Raw genomic sequence first — 14,829 nt, 5'->3', positions numbered from 1 at the left:
TTGGCGATCGCCAAAAGTCACAGATACCCTACTTTTTAAATAAGTCGGGTATCTTGCCTCTCACGAATTACTTAGAATTGTTATATCATGATGAATGATGAAAATATCTTAATAACTATAAAATTTAATGATAGAAACTGTACTTTTAAATTTTTTATTATTACTTTCTCAAACAACCACCCCTGAACGAAAATTTATCGATTTAAAAAATCAATTAGAAAAATTTGGGTTTCAGGTAATAATTCAGTTGCCGCCTAAGCGCGGTGCCTATGGATTATTACAGGAAGCGAGCAAAAAAATTTGGATTAATCCAGTAGTATTTGACCTACAAATCGGTACTCAAACCATAATTCACGAAGCTGTTCATGCCGCACAAGTATGTGCGGGTAAAGGAAAAATAAAAACTTTAGGTTTGAATATTCAGCCTATCAATTATGCTCGACCGTTTTTTATGCACTATAGCGATATCCACAGGCAAGATTTAGAAAGAGAAGCTTATGCGGTGCAAACTCAACCTAATAGTTTTGAACTGGCTACATCTCTTCTTAAAAAACACTGTAAATAATCTACGAATAAAAACTAGTACAAATACTTATTTAACTGCCGATCTAGCGACTAAATTTGTAATTATGGTTGACCTAGCATAGAACAGGTAGAGAGCGATCGCATTAACAGGTATTTTGTGAAAGGGATGGGATTTGACGTTGCCCGTTGAGGGTTTGATTAAATTTAATTAGCAATTAGCTATATTACTAATAAACTATTAAATAACTATTGTGCCGATCGCTAAATCATACTATGCCAAAAACTAAGCCACCTAAGGCCGATCCAGCTGTTCTCGTGGCGGTTGCTGACTACTTCAAGGTTTTATCAGAAGCAAGTCGCTTACAAATTTTGACCTGTCTCAAGTCAGGTGCTATGAATGTGATGGAAATTGCCGAGGCTACTGGCTTAGGACAGGCAAATCTATCTAAGCATTTGAAAGTATTAACTCAGGCAGGAATTTTATCTCGTCAGCCCAAAGGCACCAGTGCTTATTACGAGATTGTCGATCCGATGATTTTTGAACTTTGCGAACTAGCGTGCGATCGCATTAGCGAACGCGTCCAACAGCAGGCGGAAAGCCTAAAAACTCTCCGGAGCAAAACAGCAATTTTTTGAACAAGAGAATACCTGATTTCCAAGGTGCGATCGCATCCGATGGTACGATTCATGATAGAGGATGAGCGATCGCTTCAAAAAGCTAACGCACAGTTTCCCGCAAAGCCTCAGCATCAATGGGTTTGATGAGGTAAAGTAACAGTAGATTCCAAACAATTGCTGCAATCAAAGGTAGTTTGCGAATCAGCTTCACCAATTTTGATGTAGAACTGCGCTCAATCTCTGCAATTTTCAAGTTGTAGTTTGAGCATCGTTGCAGACGCGGGAAAAACTGGGGATGTTCGGTATTCAACATTACAGGAAAAGCTCGTCCCGCAGTTTCGTTAGTCTTGCGAACGACTTGGCGATCGAATTCCGTTGCTTCGAGTCCGAGAGAATCATAAAAACTAGCACGTTCGTGAACTGTTAGCGTGTGGGTAGCAAATACCGATAACAAGAAAAAGCGACTCCACAGCCTAGCTTTCCAGTTGTTCCAGAGTTGCGGTTGAGAACGTAAAAGTGCCTTGAATATATCTCCGTGACGGTTTTCGTCCTGACACCAACTTTCAAATTTACGGAAGATGGGATAAAACTGGTTTTCTGGATGCTTTTGTAAATGGCGGTAAATAATAATGTAACGCCAGTAACCGATTTTTTCTGATAAGTACACTGTGTAAATCACCCACTCAATCGGGAAAAACGTATAAGTGCGAGTTTTAGTAACTGTCCCCAAGTCGAGGGAAACTTTGAAGTCTCCCATTGCTTTGTTGAGAAATCCAGCGTGGCGGGCTTCATCACGCGCCATCAACTGAAATATTTCCGCCAAAAGCGGATTGCGGCCTTTGAGTTTTCGGGATAGTTCTTTAAACAGCAAAAACCCAGAAAACTCCGAAATGCACGAACGTTCTAGATATTCAATAAAAGCTCGGCGTGATTCTCCACCAATATGTTCCCACGATTGCTCAAACGCCTCATCTCGAACGAAATGGTGGCGGTTGTAGTCCGATCGCATTTCTTCGAGCATCGCTGTTAACTCAGTTTCCTGAGCAGACAAATCCAGATTGGCAGCGGTTTCAAAGTCTGTGGTGTAAAACCGAGGAGTCAGTATAGTTTCTTGGCTTGGCTCTTTGATTCCGGCTTTTGGTTGCTTGGGGGCAGACTGAGGTAGGGTATTAACCATGATGCGCTGTTAATCCACTATTTATTTATATAACTATAAAATTATAATAGTTAAAGTTTTTTGACTAGATCTACAAACAAAATTTATAGATTTCTTCACCAAAGCTCGTCTTTATCGCCTACAACTGTTGTATTGCAAGCATAAAGCCAAAAAATGAGTTGATTAATTTTTGAAAAATTATAGCTTTTAACAGCTTTATAATTATAAATCTATTAAGCGTAATTGTTCTTAAAGATTAAGAGTTATCCACTATGGTGCATCATTGAGAGAATCAAGCGCAATTACTTACACCTTTGGACAATAACTTCCTGCGGATTCACGCCAGCGCCAATTTTAGCTATACCGTTGGGGTCGTTATGCTTGGAATTATCTGAATTTTGAACTTGAATTTGAAGGATGCTTACAAGCCCCACGGATGGGTGGCGTTTGATAATTTTGAATTTTGAATTTCCCGACGTAGTTGACTTCAATTAGTATGCTGCATGATGTCTATGTGCAGAATCATAAACCTTTGAAAAATTATTATCAGGCGATAGACAGCGATGAATTACCAATTGAAAGGGAAGTCATACTCGATGTTGATGACATCATTGACCACACAGTGATTATGGAACTGATGTGCCAACTTCAACCATCCCAAGATGAGATTCAAGAAAAATATTATCTGAGCTTTAATTGTGATTTTGCAAAATCTTTTTCACAAGAACAATGTCAACTACGACAGTTAAAGCCAATGGTTTGATTAGACTTTCTCGCAATCATATCGAAGTCGCGCCTGCTGGACGATTCTCATCGTCAATATCGCTCTTGTATTCGATCGCTATCTTTGCCATCTATCATTTAGTATAGGTTTTGCAGAACGATTTAAAGCTTTAAAGGGCATTGCTAACCACAAGACAAAGAGAAAGTTTTTCTGCTTGCGTCTTCTATTCCCAATACCATAAAAGTAGGCAAACTTAGCCTCCAGTCCAGCCAAGTATAAATACTGTTTGACTTCTGAATTCTGTTAGCGCAGTGGAGCATAGTTCATTCTGAATTCTGAATTCTAGTAGTAACAAAGAAGATGCGATCGCTGTGTTTAATCTAATGAACCATTAACATACTGAGACACCGAAGAGATGATAAATATAAAAGATTATGCATCAATTTTTTTATTTAGAAATTTATCACTATTTATTTAACGAATTATGACGATATTATCTTGAGAAACTTAGAATAAGCGATACACTAAGAAAAATTCCTTGAGGAAACGTTAATGGCACGGGCAAACGGGGCTAAAAGTGAAACTTCTGCACAAGAATTGCCTACAATTTCAGACAAAGATACTGTAACAAGCGAAGAAGAACTTGAGTCGGTGGAGGGTAGCCAGGATATTGATGATATATTAAATTCGCTAAAAACCTTACTGAGTTCCGTAGAAAAGCTCCAAAAAGTCCGTCAAGAAGTGGGGGACATCAAACCCTTGATTGGACGGATGCTTGATGGAGAACTGGTTACTGGCGAAGAACTTGAGCAACTCAAAACAGGTATGAGCAGTCTTTTTCGCCTTGTTCGCGCTCATAGTGACCATCAAGCAGCCTTAGCTAAAGCGCAACCTGCAAGAGACTTGCTAGATCGGGTACTCAAAGAGCGTAAAGCTAATTGATATTGGGCATTGGGCATTGGGCATGGGGCATGGGGCATTGGGCAAAGGGCAAGGGGGAAAGGAAAGATCTCTCTTTTCCCTTTAACCTTTACCCTTTTCCCTTAGCGAAGCCATGTCCCCCTTGTCTGCCTCATCGTTTAAATATTTAGTCAGCTATGAATTTAAAGTACTAATTGAAGAATTCGTAATTTGTAATTCATTAATGATGAACGTTGCACCCGCCATTATAGTATTAGGTCAAAATAGCGTGGCAGTAGCACGCAAAATAATCAGCGTCCTACCAGGCTCGACATTATATGGTTTAGAGGGTCGCACGTCTGGGGTTGATGTCAGCTTCAGGAATTTTGGCGAGACGCTGCGCGAGTTATTTGCTCAAGGAACGCCGCTGATTGGCATTTGTGCTGCTGGTATTTTGATTAGGACGCTAGCTCCGATGCTTTCTGACAAACGACAGGAACCACCAGTGCTAGCTGTGGCTGAAGATGGTAGCGCTGTTGTTCCTCTTTTGGGCGGACTTGGTGGGGTAAATGATTTGGCACGCCGCATTGCCCAAGTTCTTGATGTCAAACCTGCAATCACGACTACGGGAGATTTACGTTTGGGTACAACGCTGTTGTCTCCTCCCCCCGGATACCATTTAGCAAACCCAGACGATGCCAAAAAATTTATCTCAGATTTACTTGCCGGGGCGCAAGTCAAACTAGAAGGCACAGCACCTTGGTTGAGCGATAGCAAACTGCCTATAGATGCAAATGGAGATTTGTCCATCCAGATTACAGAACGTTTGGTGACTCCTGCGCCCAACTGCCTTGTCTACCACCCTGCAACTATAGCGATCGCCATTGATGGCATCATTGATGCAGACCAAACACTAGTCCTAGTACATCAACTATTAGCTGATGCCGCACTCACACCTGCATCAATCGCTGGCATATTTGCACCCATCACCACCGCCGCCGATCCTGCCATCCACGCTGTAGCTAGCGCCTTGAAAGTGCCTGCTAGGTTTTTCACCTCAAATCAGTTAGAAAACTTACTTTCCCAAGGTTATAGCCCCGTACAAGCCATAGCGATCGCCGCCACAGGGGCATCTCCCATATCTTCTGGCCAGCGGATTGCGATCGCCATTGCCCAGCAGCCCATCGACCCCAACAGCATCGGTCAAGCACGCGGACGGTTAGCGATTATTGGCACAGGCCCCGGCAGTCAAGAGTGGATGTCTGGGGAAGTCAAGGAAATACTCAAGTCGGTAACCGATCTTGTAGGTTACAAAACTTACTTAGATTTAATCGGTTCTCTCGGTGATGGCAAGCAACGGCATGAGTCCGATAACCGGGAAGAAGAAGCACGGGCAAAGATGGCGCTGGATTTAGCGGCATCTGGGCGATATGTAGCTGTAGTTTCATCTGGCGACCCCGGTATTTATGCAATGGCAACAGCGGTTTTTGAAGTATGCGATCGCTATGGTAAACCGGAATGGGAAAGTATCGACATTCATGTGGCACCAGGGATCTCAGCCATGCAAGCAGCAGCAGCAGCCATTGGTGCGCCTCTTGGGCATGACTTCTGTGCAATTTCCCTTTCTGACATCTTAAAGCCTTGGTCGGCGATCGCCCAACGAATTGCCGCTGCTGCCGAAGCTGATTTTGTAATTGCTTTCTACAACCCTGTTTCCAAAGACCGTACTTGGCAACTGGCAGAAGCGAGAAATATTTTGTTGCAACATCGAAAACCGAATACACCAGTAGTCTTAGGACGGAATCTCGGCAGGCCGGGACAGACTGTGAAGGTAATAACACTTGAGGAATTAGCACCAGCTACCGCCGACATGCGAACTATTATTCTCGTCGGTTCCACAAAAACCCGAATTATCAAGCGCAACAATGGTAATGTTTGGGTTTATACACCGCGCCGCTATACCGAAGAATAGACTTCTTGCAGAAGTCGGGAAAAGGTTAAAGATTAAAGGTTAAAGCAATAAATTCAATCTTTCCCCTTTTCCCTTTACCCCTTTCCCTTTCCTCATGCCCCATTTCTTTTGTCCCACCATTTGGTAAGTTAGTACATAGTCTGAAACAATAACAGTTATCACAAGAGGGGATTACGTTGAGTCACCATCCAGATGCCATTGCCCCCCACGGTGGACAGTTAGTTAACCGTATTGCCACACCAGAACAAAGAGAGGAATTTCTCTCAAAAGCTGACTTTTTGCCGCGAGTGCAGCTTGACGATCGCGCCGTTTCCGATCTAGAAATGATTGCGATCGGTGGTTTTAGTCCACTCACAGGTTTTATGAACCAGGAAGACTACGATCGCACTGTAACAGAAATGCGACTAGCTAACGGTCTTGTGTGGTCAATCCCAATTACACTATCGGTAGCCGAAGAAGTAGCTTCCCCTCTCAAAGAAGGTGCCTTGATTCGCCTAGATAACCCCGCAGGGCGCTTTGTTGGAGTTTTGCAACTCACCCAAAAATATCACTACGATAAAACCCGCGAGGCAATTAATGTCTACCGCACTGATGATGCAAATCATCCTGGGGTGCAGGTACTATATAACCAAGGTTCAGTACATCTGGCTGGTGACATCTGGCTATTGCAACGGGAAGCGCATCCCCAGTTTCCCACTTACCAAATAGATCCCGCAGCCTCACGGCAAATATTCCGCGAAAATGGCTGGAAAACTATTGTGGGTTTCCAAACTCGCAACCCCATCCACCGCGCCCATGAATATATCCAAAAGTGCGCCTTAGAAACAGTGGATGCTCTGTTTTTACATCCATTAGTCGGCGCAACCAAAGATGATGATATTCCCGCCGACGTGCGGATGCGCTGTTATGAAATTTTGCTCGAACACTACTACCCTCACGACAGGGTAATTTTGGCAATTAATCCAGCAGCAATGCGTTATGCTGGCCCTCGCGAAGCAATATTCCATGCTCTAGTCCGCAAAAACTACGGCTGTACTCACTTTATCGTTGGTCGGGATCATGCCGGCGTTGGTGATTATTATGGGACTTATGATGCTCAATACATCTTTGATGAATTTGAGCCAAGTGAATTAGGCATTGTGCCCATGAAATTTGAACACGCTTTCTACTGCACCCGTACCAAGCAGATGGCAACGACTAAAACCAGTCCCAGCAAACCAGAAGAACGCGTTCACCTATCCGGAACCAAAGTTAGAGAAATGCTGCGACGCGGCGAATTACCTCCACCAGAATTTTCCCGCCCAGAAGTAGCCGCAGAGTTGGCGCGGGCAATGCGGATAGAGGTGGCGGTTTAGGGCGGAGGGGCAGGGAAAAGGTTAAAGGGAAAAGGGAAAAGGAATAAATTTAATCGGCATTGCTGAATCAGGGGATGAATTTTGATGCATTGAAATTTTCAACTCCTTATTCTCTCTGCGTCTCTGCGCCTCTGCGTGAGATAAATCATCCCGCAATTATGCAACGCCATTTAATCTTTACCCCTTTCCCTTTGTCCCCCTTGTCCCCCCACCTCCCCACCTCCCCACCTCCCAATCTCCCCACCTCCCCCTTTACACTACAGGCCTCAAACCTTTAAGCTGCTAGCTGGTAGGCTGAGAACTGATGGCTAATTTATGAAACGGCGCACGTTTTTAAACAGAATTGGCTCAATACTTGCCGTATTGGGGCTAACTGAAGCTGAGTGGTTGAGTTTGGGAAACCGCTACTACCACGCTTTGGCACAACCCAGTCCGCGGAAGTTGGCATTATTAATAGGTATTAACCAATACCCAAAAATTCCGTCTTTGGGTGGTTGCCTCACTGATGTGGAACTGCAAAGAGAACTTTTAATTCATCGCTTTGGCTTCCAAAGGTCAGATATTCTTACCCTAACAGAGGAACAAGCTAGCAGGGAATTCATTGAGGCAGCTTTTTTAGACCACCTGGGCAAGCAAGCTCAACCTGACGATGTGGTTGTCTTCCACTTTAGTGGCTATGGCAGCCGGGTAAAATTGGAAACATCGCCAGATACAATGCAAAATGCTCTGGTGTCAGCTAATGAAATTCAAATTACACAAAATGAACAAATAGTCAATTATTTATTAGAAGAAAGTTTACTATTATTATTGCGATCGCTGCCGACAAACCGAGTCACAGCAGTATTAGATACGAGTTATTCTGCTCCTAGCTCAGCCATCGGATTAAAAATTCGCGCCCTCCAAGAATCGCCAGAAGCCAAGCTCGTAGCAGAGGAACTTGATTTTCTTAAAGAACTGAAAACTCAAAAATCGCGCAGCACTCCTGTTGTGTTAACTGCTACTTCAAATTCCAAGCAGTCAGCGAGGGAAGCAGTCTTTTCTGGTTTTAGTGCCGGGTTATTTACCTACGCTTTGACTCAGTATTTATGGGAAACTACACCAGCCACTAAAATTCAAGTTGCTCTTTCTCATGTGGCAAATTCTTTGTACAAACTGGGTAGCAAACAGCAACCAGATTTATTAAGTACGCATAAAAATCAACATGTAGAGACGTTACATGTAACCTCTCTACTGCCAGAGAGCGACATTGGTGGAGAGGGCGTGGTCAGAGCCGTTGAAGAAGACGGCAAAACAGTGCAGCTGTGGTTGGCAGGATTACCGCCTCAAGTGCTGGTATACTACGGAGTGAATTCTCGATTGACTCTACCAACAACAGAGCAATTAGTATTGCGATCGCGTAGTGGGCTAACAGCAAAAGCGCAACTTTTCAAAATTGAAGGTGCAACTCCGGCCCAAGTCGGGCAACTTGTCCAAGAAGCAGTCCGCGTTTTACCAAAAAATATTAATTTAATAATTGCTCTGGATAATCGGCTGGAAAGAATTGAACGAGTAGACGCCACAAGTGGCTTTGCCGCTACTGCTCGTGTTTCCACCGTAGTAGCAGGAGAGCAACCAGCTGATTATATATTTGGTAAGCTCCAGCAAGCACCCAGTCGCTATGCACTTTTTACTCTCGATGGCGAGTTAATTCCCGACACCGCAGGCGAAGTTGGCGAAGCGGTAAAAGTTGCAGTACTGCGGTTAGCACCGAAATTATCCACTTTGCTAGCAGCCAAATTATGGCGACTCACAGAAAATGAAGGTTCTTCCCGCCTAGCCATCAAAGCAACCCTAGAGATAATTAGCGATAAATCACCTCAGGCGTTAACGCAACGCCAAACACTACGAATCACTTCTCAAAAATCACTCCCCACTCCCCACTCCCCACTCCCTACTCCCGTTGTCCCTATTGGTAGCCGAATGCAATATCGGCTGCAAAATGAAAGCGATCGCCCAGTATACTTAATTTTGTTAGGTTTAAAAAATAATCAGACCGCAACTGTCTTCTACTCTTGGGAAACTCCACAAGAACCAGACACTACAGACAATAAACCGCTTTTCCGAGAAGTTGTCATCGCCCCAGGTGAAACTCTCACCTTACCCCAAACTAATGCTGGTTCTGAATGGGTAATACCAGGGCCAGCCTTCTTTTCCGAACAACAACTAATTTTTAGTATTGCTCCCTTGAGTGCGACTCTCGCCGTCTTAAACACTGCAAAGTATCCCACACCAGAACAGCATCCAATTGCCCCGTTGTCAAAATCGTTAGATGTTGTCCAAGCCTTACTCCAAGATTTGCATAACGCCAGCTTCATCAAAACTGAAATGAACGGCACAGCAACCGACTCATATATCCTGGATGTGAATAATTGGGCAAGTTTGAGTTTTACTTTTCAAGTTGTGTGAATACAAATGAGGCATTACGAGTGTTGACTGATGACTGCCAATGATCTGACTATCTTGTGAAACAGCGGACTTATGAGGTTGCCGGGTTTCGACTCCGCGGAAGTTGAGCGTAGTCGAAACTCAACCCTCGTCTTCTCAGGGTTCGAGTATTGAGCGTACCCTACCCTTCTCCTAACGGAGACGCTGCGCGAACGGGAACGCCAAGGGCGAACGGGATCTTGCTTGGCGTAGCGTCTCCCCTTGGGACAAGTCGAAATGCGTCTTCTAAATAATTGTTCTGCAAGAGGTGATAAAGATGTCCAAACTGTCACCTTACTCCACAGTCAATAGCCAACATGCCAGTTTAATCCAATTAAGTTGAACTACTCACAAGTTCATCAAAAGCAGTATTTAGAGACACTTCTTTCCAAGTATCTAGTTCTGTTTTCACCGACTCCAGTTTGGCATTAATAGCATAAATAGCATCTTCTCCTAACGCCAATCTCAGTGGCGGATTCTTGCTATTAACTGCTTTAATAATTGCCAAAGCTGCTTTTTTCGGATCGCCTGGTTCCTGAAATTCCAATTTATTATCTAATATATCTCGCGCACCTTGACGCATTTCACCAATCGCTGTTTCATAGTCTTTGATTTCGCTATCAGCGATAACAAGAGAACGCGTCACAAAATCTGTACGAAAAGCACCAGGTTCGACTATTGTGATTTTAATACCCAAAGGTGTAACTTCCTGAGCCAATGCTTCAGAAATACCTTCTATTGCAAATTTCGTACCATTATAAATTCCCGTACCCGCATAGCCAACAAATCCACCCACCGATGAAATATTAACTATGTGTCCATTGCCTTGCTGTCGCATATAAGGTAGTACTGTCCGTAGCAATTCTAAAACACCAAAAAAGTTCGTTTCAAACTGACAGCGAACTTCTTCATTGCTGACTTCTTCTATTGCTCCTAAAATTCCATATCCAGCATTATTAACAAGTACATCAATACGTCCAAATTTAGTAATTGCTTGTTTTACTGCTTCTTGTACTTCTTCAGGTTTGGTAACATCAAGTTGCACCGCTAATGTATGTTCTGAAAAGGTGGCTGCTAAATCTTGTATTAACTCTGGATTTCTTGCAGTTAACACTACAGCGTCACCCTGCTCTAACACCGTTTCTGCTAATGCTCGACCTAAGCCTTTTGAACTACCAGTAATAAACCATATTCGTCTCTTAGTCATTGATGATGCGAGCATAAAAAGTCTCCATTTTTAATAAAAGAATTTATGAGTCAGCCACACAGAATTCAATTTTGAATTTTGTGTAACTAGTGTATTAATCGCCATGCTAAAATAATTAGTCTCAGGCATAAATTTTTTAGTTTTTTGTTCTGACTTCTGAATTCTCAATTCTTTTTTAAACGCACATCTACTTACTAGATGCTGCCAGATATTTCCTGCATCTTTTTCCGAAGACTAAGCGGCCTCATGTCAGTCCAGACTTCTTTAATGTAATCCAGACACTCTTGCTTCAAACCATTTTTACCAACATCCTTCCAACCAATAGGGTTTTCCCGGTCACATGGCCAAATGGAATATTGTTCTTCATGATTGACTACAACTTTGTAGATTGTTGTGTCTTCTTTGTCATTTTGATACATAATTCACCTGTTGATGTTAATTAATGTTGGTTTATACTCTGGTCATAATTTAATGATGAACATTAATATTTTGTTGTTTCAACTTTGAGAGAACTTAAAGATTTAAATTCTAAAATTGTTAATACTAATACAATTAACATAAATACGATATCTGCAAATAGCATACCAGAATATATGCCTGTGACACCTGCAAATCTTGAAAAGAATAGAACCATTGGCACAGTCAAGATTATGCTTTTTAACAAAATTACTACTAATACAGTTTTACCTTTGCCTATAGATATAAAAAGAGTATTACTAAAGTGTGCTAAAGGCCATATTGGCATTAATATGCTGAGAAGCCTAAAATTTAGCAGATCGTCTTCTGTAAATCTAACATCTGGCAGAATTATTTCTAAAAATGTTCTGGGAAATAATTGTAAGGGAAGCCAAATTAATATTAATAAAATAGTTCCAATAGTTGCAAAAGTTAAATATGCTTTTTTTATCCTTCCATAGTTTTGTGCGCCATAATTCATGCCAATTATAGGTTGTAATGCTTGGGAAAAACCAAAAATAGGAATAAATATAATTGAGATTATTTTTCCCGCTGCTCCAAAGAAAGCAATATCAGTATTTGTTCCATAGTTAGAAATTGAATTAAAGACTACAAAATCTTGTAGTAATATGGTAAACGGATAAAAAAGTTCTGATATGCCAACTGATAAGATTGCGGCAATTAAGTCTATAGCGATCGCGATTTTTTTAAAATTAACTGGAATAGAACTTTTACCAACAATAAAATAACCTAAATTAGCAATACTATAAACAACCATTGCCATAACTGTAGCCAGAGCAATCCCTTGAGTTCCCCAATGAAATACACTAATAAATATATAATTCAATAGAATGTTAACAATAACAAAAACCCAATCAAATATTGAAGTTAATTTAATCTTACCTTCTGATTTTATCAGATTGCTACAAGCTTCCGCTAAAATCAAAAATACTGAACCTATGATATAAGTATTAAAATATTTTACGCCTTCTAAAGCAACTTCACCAGTTCCACCCATTAAAAAAATTAATTCTTTGCCAAACTTATAACCAATAATAGTAATGAAAAGTGAAATTACACCACTCATAACTATTAAGTTACCAAATATTTTGGACTGAGTTTTAACGTCTCCAGAACCAATAGCCCGACTCAGAACAGAAGCAGAACCCACCCCAATACAAAAAGCAAATCCATTTATTATAGCTATAATTGGCAGTGCCAGCGAGATACCAGCCAAAGCATTTTCACCAATAAACCTTCCTGCAAATAAAGCATCAATAAAAGTATTTAAACTCAGCATCAATATTCCTAAAGTACTAGGAATTGATAGCTTTAACATTAGTTTAACAATGTTACCATCAAGGATTTCATTAGTAATTTGAAATTGTTTTTGTAAAGCCATTTTTTAGTTTTCTAATTTGCTGTTTACTCAACCTTAACCAAATGACTAACACGATACTGCTTCACTGCTTCTAACTCCATCTCTTTTGCTGAGTTAAATGCACTCATCACCTCACCACAAACTTCTATTTTGGCTTCATAAGCACCTGAAATACTACCGTCTGGAAGGGCAAAATCAATCTGAATTTCCGCCCAGTCGCCATCTTTTCCCATCGCCACTATTTTGCCTGCTTTCAAATAATTTACCCAACTCCAACCAGACTTTATCCAAATTTCGCGCTCAACAATTTGCTCAAATTTGCTTAAACCAGTCCATCCTCGGTAATATTCACGCAAACCAGAAACTGAGCCATTTCGTTGTACTAATAAATCTAATATATCTGGCTCTAAATGTCCCCATAAACAGCCACTTGGTAAATCAATTAATGTCGGAGCAAATTGATGGCCGCCAAAGTGAGTTGTTTGCCAAACTCGTAATTTACCATTAGAAATAGGAGCGTATTCTTTACGCAATTGTCGATAGATGGGAGTTCCAAATCTGCCACAAGCAACGTCAACTTGAGCATGAGTGCAAACCATCAGTTCGCGAATGTGGCTTGTTTGTTGTTGATATTGCTGAAATTGCGATAAATTGTTGGGTTGTTGTATCAACTGCTGAAATATTGCTGTTAACAAATCAGCGGCTTTACTTTCCGGAACCACAAACTCTTGTTTCTCAAACTGAGAAAACAGTTTTCCAGGGCGATAATAGTAGAAAATGCGAGTAAAACCAGGATAAGAATATTCGCGGTCAGGGGCAATTATTATCGGTTTTAAATTAACCCCATGCTGAAAAATCAACTCTTGGAATAAACCTATTACTGACTTAATAATGGGATTTTCTTGAAAAATTTCTTGCGGCCAAGGTTGCGGAACTTCCATAATCAACCAATGTTCGCAAGTACCTGCTGTCCCAATTAAATCTTCTCCATTAGCTTTGGAAACCAAAGAACAAAAACGACAGTCTCTTGCTAGAAGTTCTTTCACATATTGAGTTGGCATTTTTACTTTCTGTATTTTATTTACTTAAAAATAATTTGATATAGAAGTTATTTTTGATTTTTCCAAAAACTGAGCGTCATTAAAAAAATCAAAGCCAATCACTACAGCAAAAAATTACTAATCAAGTTCCATTCCTTTTCGCATATCCTGATAAAAATTGTCATAAAAATATTGGTGCGGTACTAACCTTTTAAATAAAGCATACATATTCAGACGCCAGTATGATTGCACAACAAAATATTGTCTTTTAGGTTTACGAGCTTCCAAAGCCTGAAGAATCTTATTTGCCACTTTCTCAGCTGGTAAACCTCCGCTGCGATTATCTTCTACCGAGCCTTGCATATAGGTTTTGTAATTCTTGCCATATATGGCTTTAATTTCCGGTGACATATTTGCTAATGTTTGCTGATAGCTAGCTTCTACTTTGTCAGCCTGCTCTGGTGTTATTATTCCTGCTGGTAAGATGGAAATAACTTCAACTCCAGTAGAAAATAATTCCATTCGCAAAGAATCTGTAATTGCTTCGATCGCAAATTTAGAAGCAGATAAAAGACTTCTATAAGGTAGAGCTAACCTACCACAAATTGCACTGATATTAATAATGCGTCCTTTGGCTTGTCTAATCAACGGTAAAAATGCTTGTATGACAGCAATTTGACTAACAACATTGACTTCAAAATTCAATCTAACTTCATCTATTGGAATACATTCTAAAGGGCCGTCTACGGCTACAACTGCATTATTAATTAATGCGAATAAGCCTTTATCGCCAACTGCTAGCGAGACAAATTCAGTAGCAGATTTAATTTCTTCGGCTTTTGTGATATCCATAATAATTGGTGTCAAATTACCAGATGCAGCTTGCTTTAGTGAGTGTGCATCTTTCTCTGTGCGGACTCCAGCAAAAACCTGATACCCTTGTTTGGCTAATAAAAGTGCAGTTGCTCTACCCAAACCTGTAGATGTTCCTGTAATGACGACTGCGCCTTTATAACTCTGATTCATACCGAT

The 14,829-nt window shown here is 41.1% G+C and carries 13 protein-coding genes; 7 read left to right on the top strand and 6 right to left on the bottom strand.

Annotated features, from left to right (window positions below):
• Positions 1 to 127: 127 nt before the first annotated feature.
• Both NSTC745_RS28810 and NSTC745_RS28805 read left to right on the top strand, forming a co-directional pair.
• Entirely contained in the window at positions 128 to 565 is a 438-nt protein-coding gene (locus NSTC745_RS28810) for a hypothetical protein (protein WP_445634053.1), read from the top strand.
• 233 nt (positions 566 to 798) lie between these two features.
• The gene (locus NSTC745_RS28805) at positions 799 to 1,161 is read left to right on the top strand and encodes an ArsR/SmtB family transcription factor (protein ID WP_445634052.1); all 363 of its coding nucleotides are present in this window, start codon (positions 799 to 801) and stop codon (positions 1,159 to 1,161) included.
• Positions 1,162 to 1,243: 82 nt separating this feature from the next.
• Here NSTC745_RS28805 and acsF read toward each other — a convergent pair whose 3' ends face one another.
• Positions 1,244 to 2,320, bottom strand: a complete 1,077-nt coding sequence (gene acsF / locus NSTC745_RS28800; protein WP_445634051.1) for a magnesium-protoporphyrin IX monomethyl ester (oxidative) cyclase — start codon at positions 2,318 to 2,320, stop codon at positions 1,244 to 1,246.
• Positions 2,321 to 2,780: 460 nt separating this feature from the next.
• Between acsF and NSTC745_RS28795 the strand changes: the two genes are divergently transcribed.
• The 5 genes from NSTC745_RS28795 (at position 2,781) to NSTC745_RS28775 (ending at position 9,695) form a co-directional block, all read left to right on the top strand.
• Positions 2,781 to 3,062 carry a hypothetical protein gene (locus NSTC745_RS28795; RefSeq protein ID WP_445634050.1) on the top strand — a complete coding sequence of 94 codons (282 nt, stop codon included), beginning with the start codon at positions 2,781 to 2,783 and terminating at the stop codon, positions 3,060 to 3,062.
• 513 nt (positions 3,063 to 3,575) lie between these two features.
• Positions 3,576 to 3,965 (top strand): hypothetical protein, encoded by a 390-nt coding sequence (locus NSTC745_RS28790; RefSeq protein WP_445634049.1) that lies wholly within the window; start codon positions 3,576 to 3,578, stop codon positions 3,963 to 3,965.
• A 202-nt stretch (positions 3,966 to 4,167) separates the two neighbouring features.
• Entirely contained in the window at positions 4,168 to 5,895 is a 1,728-nt protein-coding gene (gene cobJ / locus NSTC745_RS28785) for a precorrin-3B C(17)-methyltransferase (protein WP_445638712.1), read from the top strand.
• A 176-nt stretch (positions 5,896 to 6,071) separates the two neighbouring features.
• A complete protein-coding gene (sat, locus tag NSTC745_RS28780) occupies positions 6,072 to 7,250 on the top strand; it encodes a sulfate adenylyltransferase (protein WP_445634048.1) in 1,179 nt (392 codons plus the stop codon).
• Positions 7,251 to 7,565: 315 nt separating this feature from the next.
• On the top strand, positions 7,566 to 9,695 hold the full coding sequence (locus NSTC745_RS28775; protein ID WP_445634047.1) for a caspase family protein: 2,130 nt from the start codon (positions 7,566 to 7,568) through the stop codon (positions 9,693 to 9,695).
• Positions 9,696 to 10,047: 352 nt separating this feature from the next.
• On the opposite strand, the gene NSTC745_RS28770 is transcribed toward NSTC745_RS28775, so the two are convergent.
• The 5 genes from NSTC745_RS28770 to NSTC745_RS28750 form a co-directional block, all read right to left on the bottom strand.
• On the bottom strand, positions 10,048 to 10,935 hold the full coding sequence (locus tag NSTC745_RS28770) for an oxidoreductase (RefSeq protein ID WP_445634046.1): 888 nt from the start codon (positions 10,933 to 10,935) through the stop codon (positions 10,048 to 10,050).
• Between the two features lie 179 nt (positions 10,936 to 11,114).
• Positions 11,115 to 11,339 carry an MbtH family protein gene (locus tag NSTC745_RS28765; protein ID WP_445634045.1) on the bottom strand — a complete coding sequence of 75 codons (225 nt, stop codon included), beginning with the start codon at positions 11,337 to 11,339 and terminating at the stop codon, positions 11,115 to 11,117.
• Between the two features lie 62 nt (positions 11,340 to 11,401).
• Positions 11,402 to 12,778 carry an MATE family efflux transporter gene (locus NSTC745_RS28760; protein WP_445634044.1) on the bottom strand — a complete coding sequence of 459 codons (1,377 nt, stop codon included), beginning with the start codon at positions 12,776 to 12,778 and terminating at the stop codon, positions 11,402 to 11,404.
• 23 nt (positions 12,779 to 12,801) lie between these two features.
• Positions 12,802 to 13,818 (bottom strand): sucrase ferredoxin, encoded by a 1,017-nt coding sequence (locus tag NSTC745_RS28755; protein ID WP_445634043.1) that lies wholly within the window; start codon positions 13,816 to 13,818, stop codon positions 12,802 to 12,804.
• 117 nt (positions 13,819 to 13,935) lie between these two features.
• Positions 13,936 to 14,823, bottom strand: a complete 888-nt coding sequence (locus NSTC745_RS28750) for an SDR family NAD(P)-dependent oxidoreductase (protein ID WP_445634042.1) — start codon at positions 14,821 to 14,823, stop codon at positions 13,936 to 13,938.
• Between the last annotated feature and the right edge of the window lie 6 nt (positions 14,824 to 14,829).

Source organism: Nostoc sp. DSM 114161 (assembly GCF_052692665.1).
The sequence above is the reverse complement of the archived record's forward strand: the minus strand, read 5'-3'. Positions and strand labels throughout refer to the sequence as shown.

What these genes read in the sequence shown, in the direction of transcription:
- NSTC745_RS28810 (WP_445634053.1), top strand. Translation starts at nt 128, where the DNA reads ATGATAGAAACTGTACTTTTAAATTTTTTATTATTACTTTCTCAAACA.
- NSTC745_RS28805 (WP_445634052.1), top strand. Translation starts at nt 799, where the DNA reads ATGCCAAAAACTAAGCCACCTAAGGCCGATCCAGCTGTTCTCGTGGCG.
- acsF (WP_445634051.1), bottom strand. Translation starts at nt 2,320, where the DNA reads ATGGTTAATACCCTACCTCAGTCTGCCCCCAAGCAACCAAAAGCCGGA.
- NSTC745_RS28790 (WP_445634049.1), top strand. Translation starts at nt 3,576, where the DNA reads ATGGCACGGGCAAACGGGGCTAAAAGTGAAACTTCTGCACAAGAATTG.
- cobJ (WP_445638712.1), top strand. Translation starts at nt 4,168, where the DNA reads ATGATGAACGTTGCACCCGCCATTATAGTATTAGGTCAAAATAGCGTG.
- NSTC745_RS28775 (WP_445634047.1), top strand. Translation starts at nt 7,566, where the DNA reads ATGAAACGGCGCACGTTTTTAAACAGAATTGGCTCAATACTTGCCGTA.
- NSTC745_RS28770 (WP_445634046.1), bottom strand. Translation starts at nt 10,935, where the DNA reads ATGCTCGCATCATCAATGACTAAGAGACGAATATGGTTTATTACTGGT.
- NSTC745_RS28765 (WP_445634045.1), bottom strand. Translation starts at nt 11,339, where the DNA reads ATGTATCAAAATGACAAAGAAGACACAACAATCTACAAAGTTGTAGTC.
- NSTC745_RS28760 (WP_445634044.1), bottom strand. Translation starts at nt 12,778, where the DNA reads ATGGCTTTACAAAAACAATTTCAAATTACTAATGAAATCCTTGATGGT.
- NSTC745_RS28755 (WP_445634043.1), bottom strand. Translation starts at nt 13,818, where the DNA reads ATGCCAACTCAATATGTGAAAGAACTTCTAGCAAGAGACTGTCGTTTT.
- NSTC745_RS28750 (WP_445634042.1), bottom strand. Translation starts at nt 14,823, where the DNA reads ATGAATCAGAGTTATAAAGGCGCAGTCGTCATTACAGGAACATCTACA.